This window comes from Candidatus Amarolinea dominans (assembly GCF_016704685.1).
GTDB lineage: Bacteria > Chloroflexota > Anaerolineae > SSC4 > Amarolineaceae > Amarolinea > Amarolinea dominans.
On the sequence record NZ_JADIZS010000021.1, the window covers coordinates 128619 to 152498 of the forward strand.

A 23880-nucleotide genomic window follows, 5' to 3' on the forward strand; every position below is an offset into this window, starting at 1 on the left:
AACCCTGCCCAACGAGCGATGAAACGCTGTTTATTGGGCAGGGTTAAGAGCAATGCTATTTGATGGCTATATCAAACCCAGTTCGGCTGCCCGTTTGACAGCCGCCCGTCGATTATTAACATCAAGTTTTCTGTAAATACTCTCAGTATGTGTGCGGATCGTACTTAAGGCGATCACAAGTTGATTGGCGATCTCCGGTCCCGAAAGTTCGGTTTTGAACAAGCGCAGAACTTCCAACTCACGCTGGCTGAGCGGCTCGATCAGGGATTGAGAAGCGGGAGATGCAAGGATCGGAAATACACTTGTACTCCTCTGTCTTTGCGCTTCGAATGCCCCCAGCAGCTTGCCTGTATAGTTTGGCATGATCCCTCGTGTAGCAGCTTCGCGAAGTAGTTGAACCATGTCTGCGCCTTCATCCAAAAATATGCGGACATAGCCCTCTGGTTGTGCCAGAGTCAAGGCGCGTTCCAGCGATGCAAAAGCCAGGGATGTGTCTCCCTTCGCCTGATAAACGAGCACTTGTGTCACCAATATCTCAAGCACGCTACCCAATCTCTTTCCATCTTCTGCTGCCTTCAAAAGGCGTTCCAATAAGCTCAACACCTTAAGAATAACTTGTTCATCCCGATTGTTCTGATGCTCGGCCAGCAGAACACGTGCCAAGGTAATATGTTCGAATTCGCGCAAATAGCTAAGTTCATCATCAACCGAAAGTCCTTGTTCGCGTGCCCACTCCCTCGCTTTGGACAATCGTTCTTGCTTAAGATAAATTCTCGCCTTCAACGCCTCGATGGGACGAGTATATGGAATCAGAGACCTGACATACAGGCGTTTGGCTTCATCCAGAAGCCGAAAAGCAGCGTCCAAGTCTCCGTCATGCTCCTTCAGTCGAGCTTGGGCAAGACACCTGCGATAGGGCCAGTCCATCAAGGTGGACTGCTCACCTAATACAAGACTTTTTTGAAAGTACTGTGCGGCAGCTTCATCATCCCCCATCTCATGGTACAGCATCGCCAACCCCAAATGATGATGCGCTGTGATCCGCTGTGCCTCCTTTTCATGCTCTGAAGCAAGCTGCAATGCTTGTTGATAGGTTCTTAACGCTTCGCGGAGATGTCCCTGCGCAGTGAGGATATCCGCCTTTCCAGAGGCACCAGCAATGGCAAAAATGAAATTGCCAACTTCTTGTGAACTATCGATCCAGTCGCTCATAGACTTGCACGCTGCATCCAAATCACCATTTGTCCAGTACGTACTCCCCAGAATTGCAGCGGCTTGGGCATGTAGGAAATATTTTTTTTCGGGAGTAAGTTTGAACACCAGTTCCGCATACTTCACTGTGGAAACGTAATCACGCTGAGACTGAGCATTGTAAGCGCGGGCAAACGCGATCCTGGCTGGCAGTGTACGATATTGCTCTTCATCCACGATAACCATCTCATCGGATGGACCTTCCAGACACCGTTCTGCATCCCGCAGGCGGGATTCGCTGGCATCCACTTCACTAGCCTCCATAAACCCCCAGGCAATCTGTGTACATAGCACAGGACGAGAACGGATCAACTCCTCGGGTAGTTGCTTCACCCAACCCAGCCAGGCAGCAGATTGAGAACTTTGATTCATACCCTGCCAGGTTGTTTCAGCCAACGCTGCTGCCCGGCTGAAATCTCTGGCCGTGATGGCATGGTGAAACGCTTCAGCCCTATCGCCATTCTTTTCAAACCATTCGCTGGCGCGCATATGGGTTTGCGCTATCTCTTCGGGTGTCTTGCTTTGTCCCAGCCGCTGGCGCAGTAAGCTTCCAAAGAGGTGATGATAACGGTACCAACGTCGTTCGTTGTCCAAGGGGATGATGAAGAGGTTAGTGTGTTCAATATACTCGAGGGTTTTTTGCCCTGAGGCAGAGGTATTGAGCAAAACAGCATCACAAAGCGGACCGCACATGCGATTGAGGATGGATGTGCACAACAGGAAGTTCTGAACACTTTCGGACTGCTGTTGCAAGACCTCTTCGACCAGGTAATCCACGATATATCGGTGATCTCCGGCGAATGCCTGGATGAATCCGGAAACATCTTGGTGACCCTGCATCGAAAGTGCAGCTAACTGCAAACCGGCAATCCAGCCTTCAGTTCGGGCTTCCAATATAGCAACCTCTTCAGCAGAGAGGTTAAGATCCATCACCTGTTTGAGAAATTCGGCAGCTTCGGATGGAGTAAAGCGCAAATCCGCGGCGCGCAGTTCGGTTAATTGGCTGCGTACGCGCAAGCGGGCCAGGGGCAGATTCGGATCCTCGCGGGTGGTGATGACCAGGTGCATCTGCGGCGGCTGGCGCTCGAGCAGGGTGGCGAGCGCCTGATCCACTGGTTTTGCTTCGATCAGGTGATAGTCGTCAAGGACGAGGATGAAATGGTCCGGGATGGCGGTGATTTCATTGAGCAGGGTCGTCAGGAGCGGCTCGATGGGCGGCGGCTGCGGAGAATCGAGCGCGGCCATCGCCCCGGCGCCGATCCCGGCAAAGAGAGTCTGCAAAGCCGCCACGAAGTAAGCCAGGAAGCGCGTGGGGTCGCTATCCCCGGCGTCCAGCGACAACCAGGCGACCCTCACCCCTTTCCCCTCTCCCAGCGGGAGAGGGGAAGGAGTGAGGGCGGCGACCCATTCGCTGACCAGCGTGGTTTTGCCAAAGCCGGCCGGGGCAGAGATGAGGGTCAGCTTGCCGGCAGACCCTCGTTCAGCCGCTCGATCAGGCGGGGGCGGGGGACCACTTTAGGGCGAGGTGGGGGGAAATAAAGTTTGGTGGCTAAGATGGGCGTGGACATGGATCAATTATACAACACGCCCCCCCAAACTCAAACAGCGTCCCAAGCCAGGCCGCCTACGGTTGAAACCGTAGTCTGTCACAGTTCAAACCCGTTGAAACGGGTTGCCGCCCTTCGCACAGTGCGTTTCAACGCACTTGGCATACCAGACGGTGATTTCAATCACCGGTCGGAATGGCCGATGGTGTGTCAATCGACCCACTAGAGTTGCGCATAGACTCTTTGGGCCGCGGCCCTGGCGAAATCGTCCATCCTCCGCTGGATATCCGTCGTTTTCGATGCAAAGGGGTTATCTTCCGCCGCGGGTTGTCGGGCGATCTTATCCAATACGTCAATCAATGTATCGATCTCTTCGACAGTGTTCTCGATGCCCAGGCTGACGCGGGTCAGCCCCGGCAGCGCCATCTGGGGGAACAAAGTCAGCATCACCCCCTGGAACTGCTGCAGCAGTGGGGGAATATCGAGCAAGTGCTTGATCAACAGATGGGCGCAGTGGCAGCCGGAGCGGACGCCGATCCCGCCCTGTTCGGCCAGTTCCCGGGCCACCCGGCTGGCCATCCTGTTACCCAGGCTGAAGACGATCACACCACCTTTGCGGCTGAAACGGGGCGAATCCGGGGTGATGCCGAAAACCGTCAGGCCGGGGATTTGCATCAGGCCGCGCAGCGCATGCTCGGTGAGGGCCTGTTCCTCCTGCTGGATCGTATCCAGGCCGATCCGCTGCAGCAGCACCAGCGCCTTGCCCAGCGCGGCAATCCCGCCGACGTTTTCCTCCCCGGACGAACGGATCCGCTCCAGTTCAGCCGCGGAGAATTGCAGCAGCCCCTTTCTCACCACCAGCGCCCCCGTGCCGAAAGGCGCGTAGGCCTTGTGGGCCGAGAAGGCGAGATAGTCAATCCCGCAGGCTGCCATTTCGACCTCCCGGTGGGCGACCAATTGGGCCGCGTCCACCAGCAGGCGCGCGCCGTATCGGTGTACGATGCGGCTGATCTCAGCCAGATCGTTGAATACCCCCAGGACATTCGATGCGCCGCTCATTGCCACCAGGCGGATGCGCTTGTTGCCGTGCTGACCCTCCTGGTTGTAGGCGCGCAGGAGCGCTTCCAGCGCGTCTAAATCCAGGAATCCTTCGTCGTCGACCGGGAACCGGATGAGTGCAACGCCGGGGAGCCTGCGCCACGGCAGCTCGTTCGAATTGTGTTCCAGGATCGTGTTCACCACGACCGGCCTGATCCCGTCTTGGGATTCACCCCCCAGGCTTTCGGCGGCCAGGTTGATGGCCTCGGTGGTGTTGGATGTAAAAATCACGTCGTAGTCTGCCGGGGGCGCGCCCAGCACCCCGGCGCAGATGGACTTGACCTCCCGGACGATCTCCCGCTGCACCTGCTCCGGCTGGCGCCAGGCCTGGCAGACCGCATCCCGGATGGGTTCGAAGGTGGGCGTGCTGGCGCCATTGTCCAGGTTGATGAAGGGCTTGGCGCCTTCCAGCGTCGGGACGGGAACCCTTTGGCCGATCAGGGTCGGCCGGAGTGCAGCCAGCAGCTCCCGCCCGGAGAACTTTTCCAGCTCGTCGTGATACAGGATGTCAGCCGCCGTCCGCTGTTCGGCGTCCGCTTCAAGAAATGCGTCCTTGCCGAACTGCCGGATCAACTGCAGCGCCCTGGCAAATACAATGACATTGACGATGGCAGGTGTGCCGGCCTCGAATTTGTCCGCCCCCCTGGCCCAGATGACCCGGTTGGGAAAGACCAGCCGGGCCGTCCCGCCGCCGGGCTGAAAGGGCGCGCCTGCGGGGAGCGCATTCCGTGCGACAGCCAATGCTCGCAGACCCAGGGGCAGGCCGATGTCCCGGCTGGACACGGTGCGGCAACCCCTCCGCCCGAGCTGCGCCTGGAGCAGCTCCGCCCGCCTGGGAGAACAAAAGACGACGGTGTGACGGGCCTTGTCCAGCCCCACATCATCCAGGACAATCTCGCGGGCCTGCTCGTACAAGTGCGTGGAGGTCAGCGAGTTATGCCCGCTGCCGCGGTGGACGTTGGAGTAGGTCTCCAGCGCCGCCTGCATGCCGCGCCCCAGCTCGGCAAAGGCTTCATTGTGCCTGGCCCCCTCCTCGGGTTGAAGAACTTCCAGCGGTTCGGAGGTTGTGCCTGCCATCGTTTTCATAAGAGTCTCATCCCTTTCGGTTGGCGGTCACCAGGACCTGCTCCGGACATCAGCCGGCCTCGTTTGCGGCCGGTTTCTGCTCTTTGGCGCCCTTGATCAGCAGCCACAACGTCAGCCCAAATTCCGCAATGAAGCCCAGCGGCCAACTGATATAAGTGATTGCCGCGAAGCCCGGGAAGAGGAAAAACTGAAGAGCAGTCATCACCCAGAAAGCGCAATGCAACATCAACACAATGCCCAGAATCCTGGGCAGGAAGCCCGACTTGAAAACCAGGTAACCCAGCGGAAAGAGCCAGGCGCCATAGAAGATTTGGGCGATCATGAACCCATTCTTGTACAGAACCAGGGATAACATAGCCAGCGCCGGCAGTTGCTCGGCCGGGAATACTTTCAGGTAATCAGCGCCGCCCAAGAGCAGTTGGCCGGCAAGCAGGAACAGATCGCTGAAACACTGGATGGCAACACCGGTCAGGTTCAACAACAGGAACAGCAAGGCGATGTTCTCGTTGACCCGCTTCAGCAGCACGTACAAAGCCCAGGCTGTCAGCAGAAAAAGTACGGCCGCAACCAGATCGGTCATGATGCCGATACGGAATTGCCCTGCCGACGCCGCGATATTCCTGGCGGTTGTCGCGGCATCTCCGAGTACAATCAGCCTGGAACGCCCAATCACATCTGCGAGGATGTGAACCACCATGTAAATCAGATACAGGAACCCTGCGATTCTTGCGGACTTATTGACGGAATTCATTTCTTGCCTCCTCGGAACAGGGCATAGCCCGATAGGCCGATGCCCACTACGTATAGAACACTCTGAACCACTGAGGGTTGGCAACTGTCGAACAGTTGCCAACCCTGTCCTTTTACGCCGCCCGGCCCGGCTTACTGCGCAGCAGCACGATCCCCAGCCAGACGTACCAGATGATCTGACTCAAGCCAAAAACCCCGATCAGCAGTTCGGTCAACCCTGGGATCAGCGAGAGGATGCCCACCGCGCCCACCAACAAGCCGAGGATGTTCAGGCCCTTGGGCAGCCCGCCGGCCCGCAGCGCGGCCAGGCTGACCAGCAGCGTCCACAGGCCGCCCAGGATCTCGCCGTTGCCGTTGCCCAGCCCGCTAGCTACGGTTTCGATGGCCTGCCAGGTCAACGCAGCCTGGCCCGGGTCCGTGGCATACAGCGCAACGACAGGGGCGATCCCGGCATTCGCGACCATGCCGCTGGCGATCAGCGAACCGGCCCAGATGATCCCGAGCGTGGTTGCCACCTGCATGAGCGCCGGTGCGCCGGCCTGCAGCCGGTCGTACAACGCCAGCGCCAGGACGATCAGGACGACGCCGAAGAACACGTACATGAGCAGGTTGGTCGAGAAGATGACCATCTGCATTCTGACGAGCAAGGCCACCTTTTGGGCCGGGTCAGTGATGCTGGGGGTGTCCAGCACGGCGATGAAGAGCGCCATTCCGATCAGGTAGGCGACTGCCAGGTACAGGGCGGCGAAACCGCCGGACTTCTGCAAGGTTTTCATGTTTCTCTCCTTTTGTTGAATCTATCTGAATTATGACTGCGTGGCGGACAAGGCGGCAACCGCAGATGGATTGAAGCCTTTCACGATCAGCCAGACGCCCAGGAACAACTCGTTCAAGAGCATCGGCAACCCGGTAATCACGCCGAGCGCCGCGCCCAGATCCGGCATGAACCAGCCGAGTACGGTGTTGATGAGCACCAGGGCCGCCGCGATCAATCCCCAGATGGCGATGAACCCAGGAATCAGCCGGGTGCGGAGCAGCATGATGTACAGCAGCACGGCGCTAAAGCTGAAGATGAGGTTGAGCATCTGGAACGCCCAGAAACGCGTGGCAAGCAGCAAGGCCCCCAGCGCCGGCAGATCAGAGGCCGCAGCTCCCGCCTGGCCCGGATCTCCAGCGAGCGTCAACAGCGCGAGCGGGCTGACGTCGGCCAGGATCTGGGTGATGAACTCAACCACCCGGAACCCGACATACGCCAGCGCCAGGCTGGCAAAGCGCTGCTTCAGGATCGGGAACAGGAGCACGGCGATGCCGACATAGGCCAGGCCGTTGGCGAAGCAGAGAAGCACGCCCAGCGCCACCTGCGCACGCCCAGCGGCGATCAGGCTGAGATAATCGGGCGCGCCCAAGATCGCTTCCACCAGCACGATGGCGCCGAGGATGAAGGTGACGTTGGAAAACAGGAACGCTGACCCCACCAGTGTTGCGGTCCTTCTGCCTGTTCCACGGGGACTATCGTTGACCGTATTCATCGCTGGTCTCCTTTCGAGACTTCGTCCAAGTCAAGACGATGCCGAACATGATCGCCAAACTGAAAGCGGTTTCCCAGTCCACGGCCATCTCGCCATGCCCGAAGTAGTTCCATGCAAGTGTCACAAGCGCACCAGTCGCCAGCGCCACCGCGAACACGGTCATGAATTCGATGACCGACTGCTTGATGTTCATGATTTGTTCTCCTCTACTGACACATTGACACCTTTCTGCTGGACGCAGATCCATCCGGTCAGGCTTCAGCGTTGCGCCACGTCCAGGCATACCCGACGATCAGAAGCGTGAGCGCCATCTCCACTATGCCGAAGAGCAGATAGAAAGCCCAGGTTTCCCCGACCAGGTTCCCGATATTGACAGCCGTGTAGAGCGCCCCCAGGATGATGTTCGCCCAGCGCCCCACCCCGGGCTTCAGCGCCAGGGGCAGGAAGACCATGACGGCAGGGATCAGCATCAGGATCGCGGCTGTCAGCAGCGAGGCCTGAGTCACCGGGAAAGGCCCCATTCGTCCTGCCATCACTTCCTCCATCTGACCAGGCTTGTACAACGAAAAGTAGTCAGCATAGATGTACAAGAACATGAGAGCCGCCCACAGTGCGGAGAGCTTCATCTTCACAGATATCTTCACATCTTCCTTTTCGGTGGTCCTGTTGATCGTGTTCATTTTTTTCTCCTTGTTTTCTCCTTGATTGAACGATCTGGATGAGTCTTACGATTTGACATCTGACACGTCGGCCTGACCTGACCCGAACGTCGTCGGGGGCTTGGGTTTGACGGGACAGACCGAGACTAAAGGTATGCCCAGATCACGCACTTTCTTGAGCAGACCGTGCAGCGCAGCCTGGTCGGCCACCGGGCCGGTGAGGAGCGTGTCGCCGTCCTCTGCCAGCGTGATGGTCAGGCCGCCAAACCACCCGGCCCAATCGGCGCCCAGATGGCCCTTGAGCCTGATCTGATAGACCACGGGCTGACCCGGATCAGTTGTTGGTTCGAGTTCGTTCGCCATGACCTTGCACCTGTCCTGTCCGATGTTCGCCGGTTGAGCTGCTCGCTCAAGGCACAGGTAATATACAGGCGCCGCGGTGTTGTTGTATAGACACTTTGGTGTTGGTGGGAGGTGTTGTTTTGGGTGACTGAAGGAGGAGAATGTCGAGGAGTACGAACACGTGCAGCCAGGGCACGGTCAGAGACCGGCCCCAGCAGACTCACCGATAGCTTCTTACAACAAACCCAGCTCGCGGGCGCGGGCGATGGCTTCGGTGCGGCTTTGCACCTGCAGTTTGTCGAAGATGCGGCGGTTGTGCCCTTTGACCGTGTCCAGGGCCAGGAAAAGCCGCGCGCCGATCTCCCGGTTCGAGAGTCCCTGGGTGATCAGCACCAGGATTTCCAACTCGCGCTGGCTCAAGGGCTCAAGCATTTGCGATTTGCGATTTGCGATTTGCGATTGCGGCAGGTCCGCAGGTTGTTCAAAAGCAGCCAGGAGTTTATCTGCGTAACCGAGCAGTTCATGATCTTGGCCGTGCAGTTGCTTTTCAATCAACAATCTAAAATCGGAAATCAGCAATCGCATCGGCTCGCCTTCATCCACGAAAAGACGGATGAAGCCGCCTGGTTCGGCCAGCGCCAGGGCCTCGGCCAGCAGTTGCAGGCCCATGTCCTTTTCGCGCTGCGCGACCAGCGCCAGCGCCTCCAGCACCATCGCTCGCAGCCGTTCATCCTGCCAGCCCTTTTCTTGCATCTGCTGGCGCAATGGCGCAAGCAAAGCCAGCGCGCTGGCTGCATCTCCGTGAGCCAGAAATACCCGCGCCTGGCTGATGGGGAGATTGTGAGTCTGTACGAGATGAGCGGCCGCCGCCAGATCGCCCTGGCGCAGTAGGACAAGCGCTTGGGCGGCCGCGATTTCCGGCAGCCGCAGGATGAAGTTCTGCTGACGCGCCGATTGTTCAGTCTGGGCCAACATGGCGGCCGCGCCGGCCACATCGCCCCGGGCCAGGCTCAGGCGGGCCAGGAATACTTCGCTGATGATGAAGCGGTCAATCACGCGATCATACAGCCGCGCCAGTTGCAGGCTCTGTTGTGCGTACTGCTGGGCCGCGTCCAGGTCGTTCCATTCGTAGTGGATGCGGGCCAGACCCAGACACGCGTCGTTGGCGCTCGGTCCAGGCTGATCGCCCGCCAGCTGCAGAACACGCCGGTAGGTCTCGGCCGCCCGCTGGAGCTGGTTGTCCAATTCCTGGAGCCGCCCCATGTGGCTGGTCGCCAGAATCGTGGAAAACATGCTCATAGACGCCTGGCTGATTGATAAGGCCTCTGCTATAGCCCGGCCGGCCGCGGCGCGGTCACCCTGAAACAGATAGGCAGCGGACAGCGCCCAGTTCGCCGTAAAGCGGAAACGCAGATTCCCGGGCAGCAGATACTCCAGGGCGCGGCGCGCCTGGGTGGCCACCGCTTCCGGCTGGTAGCGGGTGATCGCCAAGGTGGCTCTGGCGCAGGCAATTTGCCCAATCAGGTCGCGGGTCTGCGGATCAGGCTCGGCGTTCTTCAGGGCGGCAGCTAAAGCTGCCTCGGCCGCTTGTAGTTTATCTTCCACGCCGGTTGTCAGGCCGGCCGTCAACGCCATCGTGGCTGACCTCACCCACAACAGGGGTCTGGCATCCAGCGCCGATTTGGGCAGGGATGCCAGCCACGCCAGGATCGCGTTCACTGCGCTGCGAAAATGCAGGGGGATCCCCCCTCCCTCCATCAGGCGCTCGGCGCGCTCGACATCATTGGCGGCAACCGCATGTCGAAAGGCTTCAAGCCCCAGTCCATTGTCTTCATACCATTGACTGGCGCGGATGTGAGACTCGGCTATCTCGCCAGGTGTCAGGCTCTGTCCGAGGCGCTGACGAAGCAAGTCCCCGAAGAGATGGTGATAGCGGTACCAACGCCGCTCATTGTCCAGGGGGACGAGGAACAGATTGGCGCGTTCGAGATATTCCAGGGTTTCCTGCCCGGAAGCGGAGGGCGAACCCAAAACAGCATCACACAGCGGGCCGCACAGGCGATCGAGGATGGAAGTGCGCAGCAGGAAAGTCTGGACGCTTGCGGTCTGCTGTCCCAGGACTTCTTCAACCAGGTAGTCCAGCACGAAATGGTGGCTGCCGGTGAAAGATTTGATGAAGCTGGCGGTGTCCCGCTGTCCTTGCATGGAGAGCGCGGCCAGTTGCAGGCCGGCGATCCAGCCCTCGGTGCGGGTTTCCAGCGCAGCAATGTCCCCGGCCGAGAGGCTGAGGCCCATCACCCGATTGAGAAACTCGGCGGCTTCAGCGGGTGTGAAGCGCAGGTCGGCCGCGCGCAGCTCGGTCATTTGTCCCCGGGCGCGCAAGCGGGCCAGGGGAAGCTGCGGATCCTCACGGGTGGCGATGACCAGGCGCATCTGCGGCGGCTGGCGCTCGACCAAAAAGGTGAGGGCCTGATCCACCGGTTTGGAGTCAATCGTATGGTAGTCGTCCAGGACGAGGATGAAGCCTGTCCTGAGCGGAGGCGAAGGATCAGCCGGGATGGCGGCGATTTCGTTGAGCAGGATCGTCAGGAGCGGCTCGATGGGCGGCGGCTGCGGAGAATCGAGCGCGGCCATCACCCCGGCGCCGATGCCGGCAAAGAGAGTCTGCAAAGCCGCCACGAGGTAAGCCAGGAAACGCGTGGGGTCGCTATCCCCGGCGTCCAGCGACAGCCAGGCGACCCTCACCCCTGGCCCCTCTCCCGCTGGGAGAGGGGAAGGAGTGAGGGCGGCGACCCATTCGCTGACCAGCGTGGTCTTGCCAAAGCCGGCGGCGGCAGAGATGAGGGTCAGCTTGCCGCAGAGACCCTCGCTCAGCCGCTCGATCAGGCGGGGGCGGGGGACGACTTTAGGCCGAGCTGGGGGGATATAGAGTTTAGTGGCTAAGATGGGCGTGGACATGGGTCAATCATCAAACAAACACTTAAAACCCCAGGGAGCCATTTTGCTTTAGTCAAATATCCAGTATAATAAAATTATACATCGTTTCGCCGGTTTGTAAAGCAGGGTTCGACAGGCAACGCTGCGGGGAGCCGCGGCCTGCGGTGAGCGGAGAGGTCTTCTGTGATACGTTGCAATTCGTAAGGAGTTGTTCAACATGAGGCTATTGGTACATATCGTCTACGATAAAATCGCATGCGTCACATGAAGAACACAGAGAACATGAAGAATATGGAGAATATGAAGAATATGGAGAACCCGATGAACACAGAAAACAAGAACCTTCGGCCCGCACAGCCCAGTCTGGGACAGGGGACATCCCGGACGGTACAGACGGTCTTGCGGATCCTGTTGGGCGCATTCCTGGTCTTTGCCGGGACCAGTCATCTCACGACGGCGCGGGCCGAGTTCCTGGCCCAGGTGCCGATCTGGCTGCCGGTGAATGCCGATCTGGTCGTCATCCTGTCCGGGATTGCAGAAATCACGCTGGGGTTAGCCCTGATCGCCCTGTTCAAACAGCGTGTGCTCGTCGGCCTGGCCACCGCGGCGTTCTTCGTGCTGATCTTCCCGGGTAACATCTCGCAGTACGTCAACCGGATTGACGCCTTCGGGCTGAACACCGAACAGGCCCGCTTCACGCGCCTGTTCTTCCAGCCGGTGCTGGTGCTCTGGGCGCTGTGGACCACCGGCGCCTGGCGGGCGTTGGTCATAAGAAAAGCAAAGTCCGCATAGGAATGAGAATTTTTTAACTGTCCAGTTCCGAGCAAATTCTGAACATACAGACAGCACCAAAGCGGACACTTATTTAATTCTCATTCCATAGGACGCAACTATCTTCACATCAGGAGCCTTACAACGCCGCCATGTATATCCCTCAATAATGGCCGGAGGAGGAGTTGCCATGCAAACACTATTGGGCCACCACTGGCATCATCTGCCGGCCGACGAAGTACGGCTGCTTCTGGAAACTGATCCGGTGAAAGGGCTGGACACCTTCGAGGTTCGGCATCGCCAGGAGCGGTTTGGGCCGAACGTGCTGACGCCGCAAAAGGGGGCCAGCCCGCTGGTGCGCTTTCTACGCCAGTTCAACAACCCCCTGATCCTGATTCTGCTGGCGTCGAGCGTTATCACCGCGGTACTGAAGGACCCCTTGGACGCCGCCGTGATTTTCGGCGTGGTCTTCATCAACGCCGTGATCGGCTACGCCCAAGAGGCGCGGGCCGAACAGGCCATCGAGGCGTTGGCACAGACGATCTCCACCGAGGCAACCGTGATCCGCGGGGGCAAGACGCTGCGCGTCAACGCGGCCGAGCTGGTCCCTGGCGACCTGGTCACGCTACTTTCGGGCGCCAAGGTGCCAGCCGATCTGCGGCTGATCCGCTCGCGCGACCTCCAGGTAGCCGAAGCTGCGCTCACTGGCGAGTCCGCGCCCGTGGAGAAGGCGGCCGACGCGCACTTGGAGCCAGACACGCTCCTGGCCGAACGGCGCAACATGGCCTACGCGTCCACGCTCGTCACCTACGGACAGGCCACCGGCATCGTCGCCGCCATCGGTGATAACACGGAGGTTGGCCGCATCTCCCGCCTGCTGTCCGAAGCGCAGGAGCTGCAAACTCCGCTCACCCGCAAGATCGCAGGGTTCAGCAAGATCGTCCTCTACGCGATCCTCGTGCTGGCCGCGGCCACCTTTGGCATTGGGGTGCTGCGGGGCCAGCCAGCCGGTGAGACGTTCTACGCCGCCATTGCCCTGGTGGTCGCGATGATTCCCGAAGGCCTGCCCGCTGCGCTCACCGTCACCCTGGCGATCGGGGTCAGCCGTATGGCACGGCGCCGTGCCATCATTCGCAAGCTGCCCGCCGTGGAAACGCTCGGCAGCACCACCGTCATCTGCTCCGACAAGACTGGCACGCTGACCCAGAACCAGATGACCGTGACCGAGATTTACGCAGGGGATACGTTCTACACCGTCAGCGGCGCCGGTTATGCGCCCACGGGGGAGATCAGCCCCGTTGGCGACTCGATGGCGCTGCGTGAGATCTTGACCGCGGGGCTGCTGTGCAACGACAGCGCGTTGGCCGAGAGCGAAGGCCGCTGGACCGCGCAGGGTGATCCGACCGAAGCCGCGCTGATCACCGCCGCGCTGAAGGGCGGTCTGACGCTGGCTCAGCGCGAGGCCCCGCGCGTCGACGCAATCCCGTTCGAGTCGCAACACCAGTACATGGCGACCCTCCATGATCTCGGCGCTGACCGCCGCATGCTCTACGTCAAGGGTTCGATCGAGGCGATCCTGGCGCGCAGCGGGGTCAGCCTCGACCCGGCGGGCCTGCCGGTTGCGCTCGACAGGGACGCGGTGCATGCTGCGGCCGACCGGATGGCCGCGGATGGCCTGCGCGTGTTGGCGTTCGCCCGTCGCGAGTTCTCGCTCGCCCAGGTCGCCCTCTCGCATGAAGACCTGTGCTGCAATTTGACCTTCCTGGGCCTGCAAGGGATGATTGATCCGCCGCGGCAGGAGGCGATCCAGGCTGTTGCGGCCGCGCAGACCGCGGGCATCCGCGTCAAGATGATCACCGGCGATCACGCGTTGACCGCAGGGACCATTGCGCGGCAAATCGGCCTCACAGGTGCGGCCGGGAGGGTGCTCACCGGCAAGGAGCTGGCCGAGCTGTCCGATGAGCAGTTGATCGCCGCGGCCGACGAGACATCCGTGTTCGCCCGCGTCAGCCCGGAGCAGAAGCTGCGGCTGGTGGACGCGCTGCAGGCCCGCGGACACGTAGTCGCAATGACCGGCGACGGGGTCAACGATGCGCCCGCGCTCAAGCAGGCCAACATCGGCGTGGCGATGGGCATCACCGGCACCGATGTCTCGAAAGAGGCCGCGGACATGGTCCTGACCGACGACAACTTCGCCACCATTGCGGCCGCCATCGAGGAAGGGCGCACGGTCTTCGATAATCTGACCAAGATGATCGCCTGGACGCTGCCCACCAACCTGGGCCAAGGACTGGTAATCCTGGCGGCCATCGTCCTGGGTGTCACCTTGCCGATCCTGCCGATCCAAATCCTGTGGATCAACATGATGACCGCTGTGCTGCTGGGTCTGACGTTGGCGATGGAGCGGGGTGAACCGGACATCATGCGCCGGCCGCCGCGCGATCCCGGTGCGCCCATCCTGACGCGGGTGCTCGTCTGGCGCGTCGTGCTGGTGGGCCTGCTGATCCTGGTGGCCGCGTTTGGACTTTTCGAGCTGGAGCTGGGCCTGGGGGTTGATATCGCGGTCGCGCGTACTGTGGCGGTCAACGCTGTGGTCATCATCGAAATCTTCTACCTGTTCAACAGCCGCTCGCTGACGCAATCGCCGTTCCGTATCGGGTTTTTCTCCAACCGTTGGGTGTTGGCTGGTGCGGCCGCGATGACCCTGGCGCAGCTCGCCTTCACCTACCTGCCGCCGTTCAATCGCGTTTTTGCCAGCGCGCCGATCAGCCCGGCCGACTGGGGCCGTATCGTGGCTTTCGGCGTGGCGGGTTATCTGGTTATCGAAGCCGAGAAGTGGCTGCGACGGTCCAAGAGCAAAATGGTGATGAGATCCAACCGAGGGTAGAATAGCAGGAGCGAGTCAGCCATACGACTGACTCGCCCCTGATTTTTTCGCTGCATCCTGAACGGCTACAACAGGAAGATGTTACTTGGCCGGCGGCAGGAGGACCAGGTCAATCACATGGATGACGCCATTGCTGGTCTTTACATCGGCAATCACGACCGTCGCATCGTTGATCATGACCTTGCCACCCTCAACCTTGATGGTGATCGGCTTGCCCAGCACGGTATTGGCAGAGGTCAGCTTGGCGGCATCGGCAGCCATGACATTGCCGGCGACCACGTGGTAGAGTAGGATGTCTTTCAGCTTGGCCGGCTCTTTGAGCAGCCCTTCGACGGTGCCCGCAGGCAACTTGGCGAATGCTTCATCGGTGGGGGCGAAGACGGTGAACGGCCCCTCGCCCTTCAGGGTCTCGACCAGACCGGCAGCTTGAACCGCAGCCACCAGCGTCTTGAAGCGACCATCGGCCACAGCCGTGTCAACAATGTCCTTGGTGGTCGGCTCTGCAGCCTCGGGGGCTGGCGGCAGGAGGACCAGGTCAATCACATGGATGACGCCATTACTGGTCTTTACATCGGCAATCACGACCGTCGCATCGTTGATCATGACCTTGCCACCCTCAACCTTGATGGTGATCGGCTTGCCCAGCACGGTATTGGCCGAGGTCAGCTTGGCAGCATCGGCAGCCATGACATTGCCGGCGACCACGTGGTAGAGCAGGATGTCTTTCAGCTTGGCCGGCTCTTTGAGCAGCCCTTCGACGGTGCCCGCAGGCAACTTGGCGAATGCTTCATCGGTGGGGGCGAAGACGGTGAACGGCCCCTCGCCCTTCAGGGTCTCGACCAGACCGGCAGCTTGAACCGCAGCCACCAGCGTCTTGAAGCGACCATCGGCCACAGCCGTGTCAACAATGTCCTTAGCAGCCGGAGCGGGCATGGCCGTGGGCGGCGCCTTAGTCGGTTCCTGCGGTTGAGTTGCAGGAGCCGGAGCACAAGCCACGACTGACAGGGCTACAATGAGAAGTACCAACAGCAGACTGACGTTTTTCATTTCTTTTCCAATCCTTTTCTAACTTGATGTTGTGTCACATGCTTACTCAAACACTACACAAACCTTATACAACGTATCTCACCATCTCATCTGTAGGATAGACTCCATTTGCCGCATCGAATTGATTAATGATTGCCTTAGACATCTTTTTGACAAACCATAGATATCGTGACATACTAGCCGGGGCGGCGGCAGCATTTGAGGATGCGGGCAACGCCCGATCGCCTGACCCGGGCAGCATCTGACGGCTTTGAGAGCAGCGCTCTGACCTGAGCACGGCCGGCGCTCTATCACGGCCGCGGCAAGCAGCCGCCCTTCTTCGAGGGCTGGTATTTCAAGCTGGTGGATGCCAGTGAGCAGCACCGTTACGCGGTCATCCCTGGCGTCTTCATCGGCCGCGAGCCGGGCGCGTCCCACGCGTTCGTGCAGACGCTGGACGGCGCGACGGGCAGGACCGCCTATCATCGCTACCCGTTCGAGGCGTTCCAGGCTGCGCGGGACGAGTTCGACATCCGGATCGGCCCCAATCGCTTCCGCGCCGATCGCATCGAGCTGGACATTGATCGGCCCGAAGGCCGGATGGCCGGCGAACTGCGCTTTGCGGGCGGTGCGCCCTGGCCGGTCACGCTGACCTCACCGGGCATCATGGGCCCCTACACCTTCGCGCCTTTCATGGAGTGCTACCACGGCGTCCTCAGCTTCGATCACAGCATCGCCGGCTCGCTGTCCATAGATGGCGCGGCGCGCGACTTCACCGGCGGCCGCGGGTACATCGAAAAGGACTGGGGCCAGGCGTTCCCGAAGGCCTGGATCTGGATGCAGAGCAACCATTTCGGCGAGGCCGCAGTCGGCGCGTGCCTGACGGCATCAGTGGCGATCATCCCCTGGCTGCGCGGCGCGTTCCCCGGCTTCATCGTCGGGCTGCGGCACGGCGGCCAGCTCTACCGCTTTGCTACCTACACCGGCGCGGTGATCGAGCGCCTCGACCTGGCCGACACGCACGTCACCTGGCACATGACCGGCCGCACGGGGCCGCGCCATACCCCCCATCGCCTGGAGATCGTGGCCTGGCGCGCGGAGGGCGGGCTGCTGCACTCGCCCGAGCGCGTGGTAATGTTGCAGCGGGTGCTGGAGAGCCTGACCGCGCGCATTGACGTGCGGCTGCTGGCGCTGACGGGCGGACAGGAAGGGGTCATCTTCGAGAGGACCGGACGCCATGCCGGCCTGGAGATCGTCGGCCCCATCCAGGAGATTCAGAAGCTGGCACGATTAGTCTGATCTGGGGTAACTGCTGGGTCGGCCTGAATTCAGACAGGATTCACAGGATTGACAGGATATTCGAACTCTCGTGCCGATAGTTTTGCACACCACAGAGCAAGAATCCTGTACATCCTGTTCATCCTGTCCAAATCGGCCTGCAGGGTGAGCAGTTACGGATTGACAGGATATTCGAACTCTCGTGCCGATAGTTTTGCACACCACAGAGCAAGAATCCTGTACATCCTGTTCATCCTGTCCAAATCGGCCTGCAGGGCTTCGGGGCGGACATTATCCAACAACCAACATGATCTCTCTCACCTGGACTCTTATCGGCTTTCTGCTCGGCTCGCTGCCCATTTCGGTATGGCTGGGCAAGTTGGTGCTGCGCACCGACATCCGCGACTACGGCGATGGGAACCCCGGCGGAACCAACGTGTTGCGCGCCGGCGGCCGCGGTCTGGGCCTGCTGGCGATCATCCTCGACATGCTCAAAGGGGCCATCCCCGTGTCGCTGGCCCATTACGTCTTCAAGGTGGATAGCTGGCCGTTGATACCCGTGGTGCTGGCGCCGATCCTCGGACACGCGTTCTCACCGCTTCTTGGTTGGCGCGGCGGCAAGGCCCTGGCGAGCACGTTAGGCGTCTGGGCGGCGCTGACTGTGCCGTTCGGCCCGTTCGTCATGGGCGGCTCCGTCTTCGTCTTCAACAAGCTGTTGAATACCTCCGGCTGGGCGGTGATGGCTGCGCTGCTGGCGCTCTTGGGTTTCCTCCTGGCGCCCGCATTACACTGGCGCAGCCCGGGTCTCGCCGCCGGCCTGACGCTCCCGCTATTTGTCGCGTGGGCCGGCACGGTGGCGATCATCGCCTGGACGCACCGCGCCGACCTGCGGCAGCGGCCCCAGCTACGCATTCGGCGGACACGGCGTTGACCTCCGTCCTCATGGTGTGCTGCAAGACCCCGCGTCTGGAGGGAGTATGGGCTCTTTTTGGGCCTATCATCAGTTCATCATCGCTGCCTTTGCTGCCTGCCTTGTGCTGATCGCTCTCAGCAACTGGCGACTGCTGCGGCGAGCCGGGGACTGGGCGCCGCCTACCGCGTGGCCCCGCGTTTCAGTGTTGGTGCCGGCGCGCAATGAAGATATCAACATAGGCGACTGTGTGCGCTCGCTGCTGGCTCAGGATTACCCGGACTGCGAGGTGATTGTGTTGGATGATCAATCATGCGATCGTACGGGTGAAATCCTGGCTGAGCTGGCCTCCCAGGATCGCCGGCTGCGGGTCATTCCGGGCTTGGCGTTGCCCGAAGGCTGGCTGGGCAAGCATTGGGCCTGCCAGCAGCTTGCTGAGTCGGCGACCGGCGACCTGCTCTTCTTCACTGATGCCGACACGCGCCATGAACCACAGTCCTTGCGGCACGGGATCGCTGCCCTGATGGCCGAACAGGCCGATCTGCTGACAGCCTGTCCTCGCCAGGAAGTCGTGACCTGGGCTGAGAAACTCGTGGTGCCGTTCTTCCCCTGGAGCATCCTTTCCTTTTTGCCGTTGGCGCTGGCCTACCGTGTACGCACGCACGCCTTCTGCGCCGCGAACGGACAATACATGCTCTTCCGGCGCGCGGCCTACGATCAGATCGGCGGCTATGCGGCCGTGCGTACTGACGCCGTAGACGATATCGCACTGGCGCGGCAGATCAAGGCCCACGGTCTGAGCTGGCGCCTGGCCCTTGCTACACAAGACGTCCGCTGCCGCATGTACCGGAACTCCGCGCAGGTCTTCGAGGGCTTCACCAAAAATCTGTTCGCAGGCTTCGGCTATCGGATGCTGCCGTTTGTACTGGTTTGGCTCTGGATCGGCATCGTCTTCCTTCAGCCGCCCATTGTGCTTGTGCTGATCGCAGCCGGCCTGCTGCACTCAACCTACTCGGTGGTGATGGCAGCGGCAGGAGTCTTCCTTGCTGTGCTCTTGTGGGGCATATCGAACGCACGCTTCGGTTTTCCCCTGTACCTCGCGCTCTTCTATCCTGTCACCACCGTGCTGGTGCTCTTCATCGCCGCGAGGTCAATGGCCCTTGCGGTGCGCGGCCGCTCCACCTGGAAAGGACGCACCATGGTGCGGGCGCGGATACGCTGGTGGTAAGGAACAAAAAGGAACAAACTTGTCTCGTGGCGTCAGGCCGGGGATACGCGTTGCGTCCACCTGGCCAGGGCGGCGAGCAAATCTTGCAGGAAGCCGCGCGCCGCGGCGTCCACCAATCGCCCTTCGGCGTCGAAAGCCTGCTCGGCGCGCGCCACCAGCACCTCCGGCTTGCCCAGTGGCAGGGCGCCAACGTGCGTCAGCACCTGGCGCAGATGCAATTGGGCTCGCACCGTGCCGAAGTTCCCCGTGCTGACGCCCATGATAGCCACCGGCTTGCCGGCCAATGGTTGCTTCGGCGGACGGGACGCCCAATCAATGGCGTTCTTGAGGGCGCCGCTGATCGAGCTGTTGTACTCAGGCGTGGCGATGAGCAGCGCATCGGCCTGCGCCAGGCGGGTGCGTAACTCGACCACCGCTTCAGGAAACGGCTTCTCGGCATCCTGATTGAACAGCGGCAGAGGCGCGAGATCGAAGATCTCCAGCGTCATCCCTGGCGGCATCAATTCGGCGGCCGCCCGCAGGAGGGCCGTGTTGTACGAGGCCCTGCGCAGGCTGCCGGAGATGCCCAAAACGTGAAGCGAATCAGAAGTTGTCATCGAGGTCCTTCCATCGTGGACTTGTTGTGCCTCAATCGTGATACTCATTTTGACCTCACTCACAGCGCCCGCGTATCCTTTCTGCTCGACTCTATTCTATCACGATTTAGATTTCGCAGCAATGCTCCTGGCGTAGAAGGGATGGCGCCAATCATAGCATGGAAGCCTGAAAGCGGCAAGGTCATCGTTTTGGGGAGAGATCGGAGATCTGAGATCGGAGATTGGGTTTTGTGGAAGGCGGGAGTTTTTCGGGCCGGGGGGAGATCTGAGAAAGGAGACCGGAGATTGGGTTTTGTGGAAGGGGGAGTTTTCCGATCCCCAGTCTCCAATCTCCAGTCTCCGGTCTCTACTCTCCGGTCTCTACTCTCCGGTCTCTACTCTCCGGTCTCTACTCTCCGGTCTCTACTCTCCGGTCTCTACTCTCCCCTCTCCACTCCCCGCCGCCGCATGACCACCGCGGCCAGGGCCAGCAGACCGGCCAGCGCCAGCCAGCCCAGCGGCGAGGTGAGCGGGCCGGCCGTCAGGTTGGTCAGGGTGACGTTGGCGGGCGTCGCCTCCAGGGTGAAGCGCACGAGCGACGGGTCGTGATCGGTGGCGCGGGCCGCGGGCGGGAACTCCGCGTTGGCATGCACCACATCGAACAGGGCAAACCCGGCCTCGTTGGGGGTCAGCAGGTGATTGCTGATCAGAATGTGATCGAGCACCTGGGAGTTGCCGTCGTAGACGTAGCTGTACTGCTCAGCCGCCGGCAGTCCCGTGATCAGATCGGTCAGCACACCGCCCTTGAGGATTGCCAGCGGCGTGGAGAACTGAAAGTCGTTGAAGTCGCCGAGCGCCACGATGTTGGCGCTGGGGTCGAGAGCCAGGATGGCGTCTACGAAGTCGTTGACGATCTGCGCCTGCTGGTTGCGCTGAATTTCAGAGACCAGCACCGGCGGTTGGGCAAAGCCAAACAGCGGGTCGTCGCCGCTCTTCGAGTTGAAGTGATTGACGATCAGGAACAGGGTGTGCCCGTTGAAGGTGAACTCCGCGGCCAGCGGTTTGCGGCTCGAATTGAAGGCCGCGTTGTTGGGGTCAATGCGGCCCGGGCTGTAGTTCAACTGCACGCCCGAACCGCCCATGACTGCGCCGTTGGCCGTGGTGGAGGTGGCGCCGGGCCGATCCACGAACGCGATGCCGCGGTCGGCGGGAAGAGGAAGCCGACGCGGATATTGCCGCCCGGCTCGCCGCCGTCTTGATCGTCCACCGGATCCACGTTGCGGAAGTCATACGTGGGGCCGCCGGCGGTCTGAATGGCGCTGATGAGCAAGCCCCAGGTGACGCTGGCCTCCACCACACTGGTGTTGGCCGGGCCGTCGCTGTCCTGCACTTCTTCCACGGCCAGGATGTCCGGTGCGGCCAGATTGGTGACGATCTGGTTGGCCAGCGCGGCGAACTTGGCCGGCGGGTCGGTCGGGTCCAGGTTCTCCACGTTGAAGGTCGCCAGGGTGATCTGATCGTCCGTGCGCGTGATGGTGGTGGATTCGGGCGTCAGGCCGCCGCTCACCGGGCTGGCAGCGGCGCGGGTGTTCAACAGCTTTGAAGTTGCCGAAGCCGTAATCAGCGCCCCCACGACCGCGCCGGGGAGGAGTCACCCACGAGGACATCGGGCGGATTGGGCGTGATGACATCGTCCAGAATCACGCGCTCGGGGTTGAAGTCATTGGCCTGAATGACGATGCCGCCGCGTGGCGTGCGCAGACTCGCGCCCGCGCCGCCGTCCACCAACACCGCGATCTCGCCGAAGGCCGTGGTTGCCCCCACCGCCACCGCGTCGTTGACCTGCACCAACATGCCTTCCAACGCTTCGTAGAAGTCAATGCCATCATTGTCCGGGTCGAAGACGCCATCGGTCTCGACGTTGCTGGCGTCATCCTCGATGATCTGCGTGGGCGGCTGGCGACCGCCGCTGCCGATGATGATCGCCGCGGGCAGGGGATTGCCGCTGCTCTGCACGGTCACGGTCGGGTTGATGAGCCGCGTGATGGTCAGGTTGTTGGTGTCGGGCCGGAACTTTCTCGACCCTGCCGTTCACCAGCACAGACTGGCCGACCAGCACCGTGGGCGCGCTGCCGGGCGCACGAAGATGCCCTCGGAAGTGGCGGATCGGAGTCCCTCCATGATGACCGGCTCTTGCAGGTTAAGCCGTCGCTGCGCAGTGCGGTGACGATGCCAGAGACGCCGCTGCACCGTGCGCCGGGGTTGAGCAGCGAGACTGACTGACCGCCCTGGATCGCGCTGATGATGCATGGCGCTGTCAACGACAGTCGCCAGCGGCGCGCCGTAAGTCGGGCGTCACGAAATTCGGTGGCGCTGATGCTGTAGCTGCTGTTGATCGCGGTCGTCACGCTGGCCGGGCGGTCAAGACGCACAGCGCACGTTGACGGTGCTCAAGTAGGCCCAGGCTGGCGTGACGCGTTTCCAGGTGACGACGCCGCCGCTTTACTGCCGCCATCCAGCGCGTAGGCGAAGGTGGTTGCAGCCGGCACCGTATCCTGGATGACCAGGCCGGTCAGTGGGTAGCCAACTCGTTCTTGACCGTGATGGTGTAGGTGAAAGACCCCGCCCGGGGCCGCGCAGCACCGGCGTTCCTGGAAATGGTCGGTTTGTCCACATCCAGACCGATGTCCGGGTTCAGGGCGTGACGCAGCATGGTTGCTGAAGGAGAACCAGCCGACGCCACGGATAAAGTGGTAGCGATCGGTGCGCGGCGGGGACATAGGTCAGTGTCGCCGTCTTTGTTGCCCCAGGTCATCGGCGTGGGTGACCGCTGCCATCATCGAACGACCATCCGCCGCTGCCCAGGCCGGGTCTGACCACGGCTGCGTCGGCCTGATTCCGATGAGCACGCTCGCACTGCTCCGTTGGGCGCGGTAATCAGAGGCTGCTGCCGGTGGTGGTGGCCGCCGGGACGGGCACAAGTTACCGCTGCTGATGATCTGGAAGCGTTGGCGCCCGCGCCCATGTCCATCTCGGTCATGTTGAGAGTAATTCTTTGAGGGGATCAGGCCCAGGACGCGCACGTGCGTGCCTGCGGGCGCCGCGGGATGCCGGCCGACTTGAGATCTGCAGAAGCCACTCCAGGGGCCGCCGCCCGGCATTCGATGACTGGTGGTGCGGTTGGGGCTGATGTTATCAACTCTCGCCCTGTTCTGCGCGTGACGATGCCTCGGGTCCACACGGTCTGGTTGGGGTATGGCGAATCGCCATTCAGCGCCGGGTTGGGCACGAACTGAATATCACAGATGGAAACCAGACGGTACATGCCGGTGGTTGCCTGGTCGCTATTGCCGGCCTGGTTATCTCACGCCCGGCGCGTGGTGGTGCTGGCCCGCTCTGGTTGATCAGATTGGTGGCGTTGGCGATGTCGGCATCGGTTGCCGCCGCCACTGGAAGGTGCGGCTGCCCGCCGCCAGGGTGCCAGGTTCCAGACATAGACGCCTGCGCTCGGATTGGTGGTACCACGCCGCTATCGTCCGACCCGTAAGTCGTGCGCGATGACCGATGTCCAGTCACGGTGACGTTGTGCGTCGGCGAGCCTTGATTGTTGACCCGATCAGGGGTAGGTGAGGACTCACCGATCACGCCGACAACCGGGGGGCCTGCTTGTCAACCTACCGCTCGTTTACCGCCGACCGTGGTTTCCCAGCTACTGCTGTTGTTGCCCGCCGGGTCGCCCGCAGTCGTCGTGGTGATTTCCATCGTGGTAGGTCGCTGCCGTGCCCATGCGGTGACAACTGTCCTGGGCGATGGTGACGCCCGCGCCCACCCGGCAATGTCGCCGCGTCCAGGCCAGGCTGGGCGGCGTGCTGTCGGTCAGGGTGACGGCGGTCGAGGCTGCTGAAGCTGACGTAGCCAAAGCCGGCGGGCAGGGTGTCGCTGATGGTCACGCCGGCCGCGGCGCCGATTGCCAATATTGTCACCGCCAGGTCGTAGACGATCTCTC

At 61.3% G+C, this 23880-nt stretch carries 21 protein-coding genes; 5 read left to right on the forward strand and 16 right to left on the reverse strand.

The genetic code is table 11. The features are described from left to right. Positions 1-66: 66 nt before the first annotated feature. The 9 genes from IPF85_RS15205 to IPF85_RS15245 form a co-directional block, all read right to left on the reverse strand. Positions 67-2592: a LuxR C-terminal-related transcriptional regulator gene (locus IPF85_RS15205; RefSeq protein WP_343408920.1), complete on the reverse strand. Its 2526-nt coding sequence runs from the start codon at positions 2590-2592 to the stop codon at positions 67-69. A gap of 428 nt (positions 2593-3020) precedes the next feature. Further along, on the reverse strand, positions 3021-4982 hold the full coding sequence (locus IPF85_RS15210) for an aminotransferase class V-fold PLP-dependent enzyme (RefSeq protein ID WP_343408921.1): 1962 nt from the start codon (positions 4980-4982) through the stop codon (positions 3021-3023). Positions 4983-5031: 49 nt separating this feature from the next. Next, positions 5032-5733, reverse strand: a complete 702-nt coding sequence (locus IPF85_RS15215; RefSeq protein WP_343408922.1) for a DUF4386 domain-containing protein — start codon at positions 5731-5733, stop codon at positions 5032-5034. Between the two features lie 112 nt (positions 5734-5845). Then, positions 5846-6508, reverse strand: coding sequence for a DUF4386 family protein (locus tag IPF85_RS15220; RefSeq protein WP_343408923.1), 663 nt, complete (start codon positions 6506-6508; stop codon positions 5846-5848). A 30-nt stretch (positions 6509-6538) separates the two neighbouring features. After that, positions 6539-7261, reverse strand: a complete 723-nt coding sequence (locus IPF85_RS15225; RefSeq protein WP_343408924.1) for a DUF4386 domain-containing protein — start codon at positions 7259-7261, stop codon at positions 6539-6541. After that, the gene (locus tag IPF85_RS15230; protein WP_343408925.1) at positions 7242-7454 is read right to left on the reverse strand and encodes a hypothetical protein; all 213 of its coding nucleotides are present in this window, start codon (positions 7452-7454) and stop codon (positions 7242-7244) included. Before IPF85_RS15230 ends, IPF85_RS15225 begins: the two co-directional genes overlap by 20 nt. 58 nt (positions 7455-7512) lie before the next feature. Then, positions 7513-7941, reverse strand: a complete 429-nt coding sequence (locus IPF85_RS15235) for a DUF6326 family protein (RefSeq protein WP_343408926.1) — start codon at positions 7939-7941, stop codon at positions 7513-7515. A gap of 45 nt (positions 7942-7986) precedes the next feature. Beyond that, positions 7987-8283, reverse strand: a complete 297-nt coding sequence (locus tag IPF85_RS15240) for a hypothetical protein (RefSeq protein ID WP_343408927.1) — start codon at positions 8281-8283, stop codon at positions 7987-7989. 213 nt (positions 8284-8496) lie between these two features. After that, positions 8497-11220: a LuxR C-terminal-related transcriptional regulator gene (locus IPF85_RS15245; protein WP_343408928.1), complete on the reverse strand. Its 2724-nt coding sequence runs from the start codon at positions 11218-11220 to the stop codon at positions 8497-8499. A gap of 300 nt (positions 11221-11520) precedes the next feature. Here IPF85_RS15245 and IPF85_RS15250 point away from each other — a divergent pair, with 300 nt between their 5' ends. Further along, positions 11521-11991, forward strand: a complete 471-nt coding sequence (locus IPF85_RS15250; RefSeq protein WP_343408944.1) for a hypothetical protein — start codon at positions 11521-11523, stop codon at positions 11989-11991. Positions 11992-12160: 169 nt separating this feature from the next. After that, positions 12161-14857 (forward strand): cation-transporting P-type ATPase, encoded by a 2697-nt coding sequence (locus tag IPF85_RS15255; RefSeq protein ID WP_343408929.1) that lies wholly within the window; start codon positions 12161-12163, stop codon positions 14855-14857. A gap of 81 nt (positions 14858-14938) precedes the next feature. Here IPF85_RS15255 and IPF85_RS15260 read toward each other — a convergent pair whose 3' ends face one another. Then, a complete protein-coding gene (locus IPF85_RS15260; protein ID WP_343408930.1) occupies positions 14939-15904 on the reverse strand; it encodes a fasciclin domain-containing protein in 966 nt (321 codons plus the stop codon). A gap of 342 nt (positions 15905-16246) precedes the next feature. Here IPF85_RS15260 and IPF85_RS15265 point away from each other — a divergent pair, with 342 nt between their 5' ends. The 3 genes from IPF85_RS15265 (at position 16247) to IPF85_RS15275 (ending at position 19299) form a co-directional block, all read left to right on the forward strand. Beyond that, positions 16247-17182 carry a tocopherol cyclase family protein gene (locus IPF85_RS15265; RefSeq protein ID WP_343408931.1) on the forward strand — a complete coding sequence of 312 codons (936 nt, stop codon included), beginning with the start codon at positions 16247-16249 and terminating at the stop codon, positions 17180-17182. Between the two features lie 286 nt (positions 17183-17468). Then, positions 17469-18092: a glycerol-3-phosphate acyltransferase gene (locus IPF85_RS15270; RefSeq protein WP_343408932.1), complete on the forward strand. Its 624-nt coding sequence runs from the start codon at positions 17469-17471 to the stop codon at positions 18090-18092. A gap of 46 nt (positions 18093-18138) precedes the next feature. Continuing rightward, positions 18139-19299, forward strand: a complete 1161-nt coding sequence (locus IPF85_RS15275) for a glycosyltransferase (RefSeq protein WP_343408933.1) — start codon at positions 18139-18141, stop codon at positions 19297-19299. A 32-nt stretch (positions 19300-19331) separates the two neighbouring features. Here IPF85_RS15275 and IPF85_RS15280 read toward each other — a convergent pair whose 3' ends face one another. The 6 genes from IPF85_RS15280 to IPF85_RS15305 all read right to left on the reverse strand — a co-directional run. Then, on the reverse strand, positions 19332-19895 hold the full coding sequence (locus IPF85_RS15280; RefSeq protein ID WP_343408934.1) for an NAD(P)H-dependent oxidoreductase: 564 nt from the start codon (positions 19893-19895) through the stop codon (positions 19332-19334). Between the two features lie 416 nt (positions 19896-20311). After that, positions 20312-21061 carry a hypothetical protein gene (locus tag IPF85_RS15285; RefSeq protein ID WP_343408935.1) on the reverse strand — a complete coding sequence of 250 codons (750 nt, stop codon included), beginning with the start codon at positions 21059-21061 and terminating at the stop codon, positions 20312-20314. After that, complete coding sequence (locus tag IPF85_RS15290) at positions 20992-21468, reverse strand: hypothetical protein (RefSeq protein ID WP_343408936.1); 477 nt, start codon at positions 21466-21468, stop codon at positions 20992-20994. Before IPF85_RS15290 ends, IPF85_RS15285 begins: the two co-directional genes overlap by 70 nt. A gap of 26 nt (positions 21469-21494) precedes the next feature. Next, complete coding sequence (locus IPF85_RS15295; protein WP_343408937.1) at positions 21495-21896, reverse strand: hypothetical protein; 402 nt, start codon at positions 21894-21896, stop codon at positions 21495-21497. A 428-nt stretch (positions 21897-22324) separates the two neighbouring features. Further along, the gene (locus IPF85_RS15300; RefSeq protein ID WP_343408938.1) at positions 22325-22654 is read right to left on the reverse strand and encodes a hypothetical protein; all 330 of its coding nucleotides are present in this window, start codon (positions 22652-22654) and stop codon (positions 22325-22327) included. Between the two features lie 894 nt (positions 22655-23548). Beyond that, on the reverse strand, positions 23549-23880 hold a 332-nt coding region (locus IPF85_RS15305; protein ID WP_343408939.1), incomplete at its 5' end, for a hypothetical protein.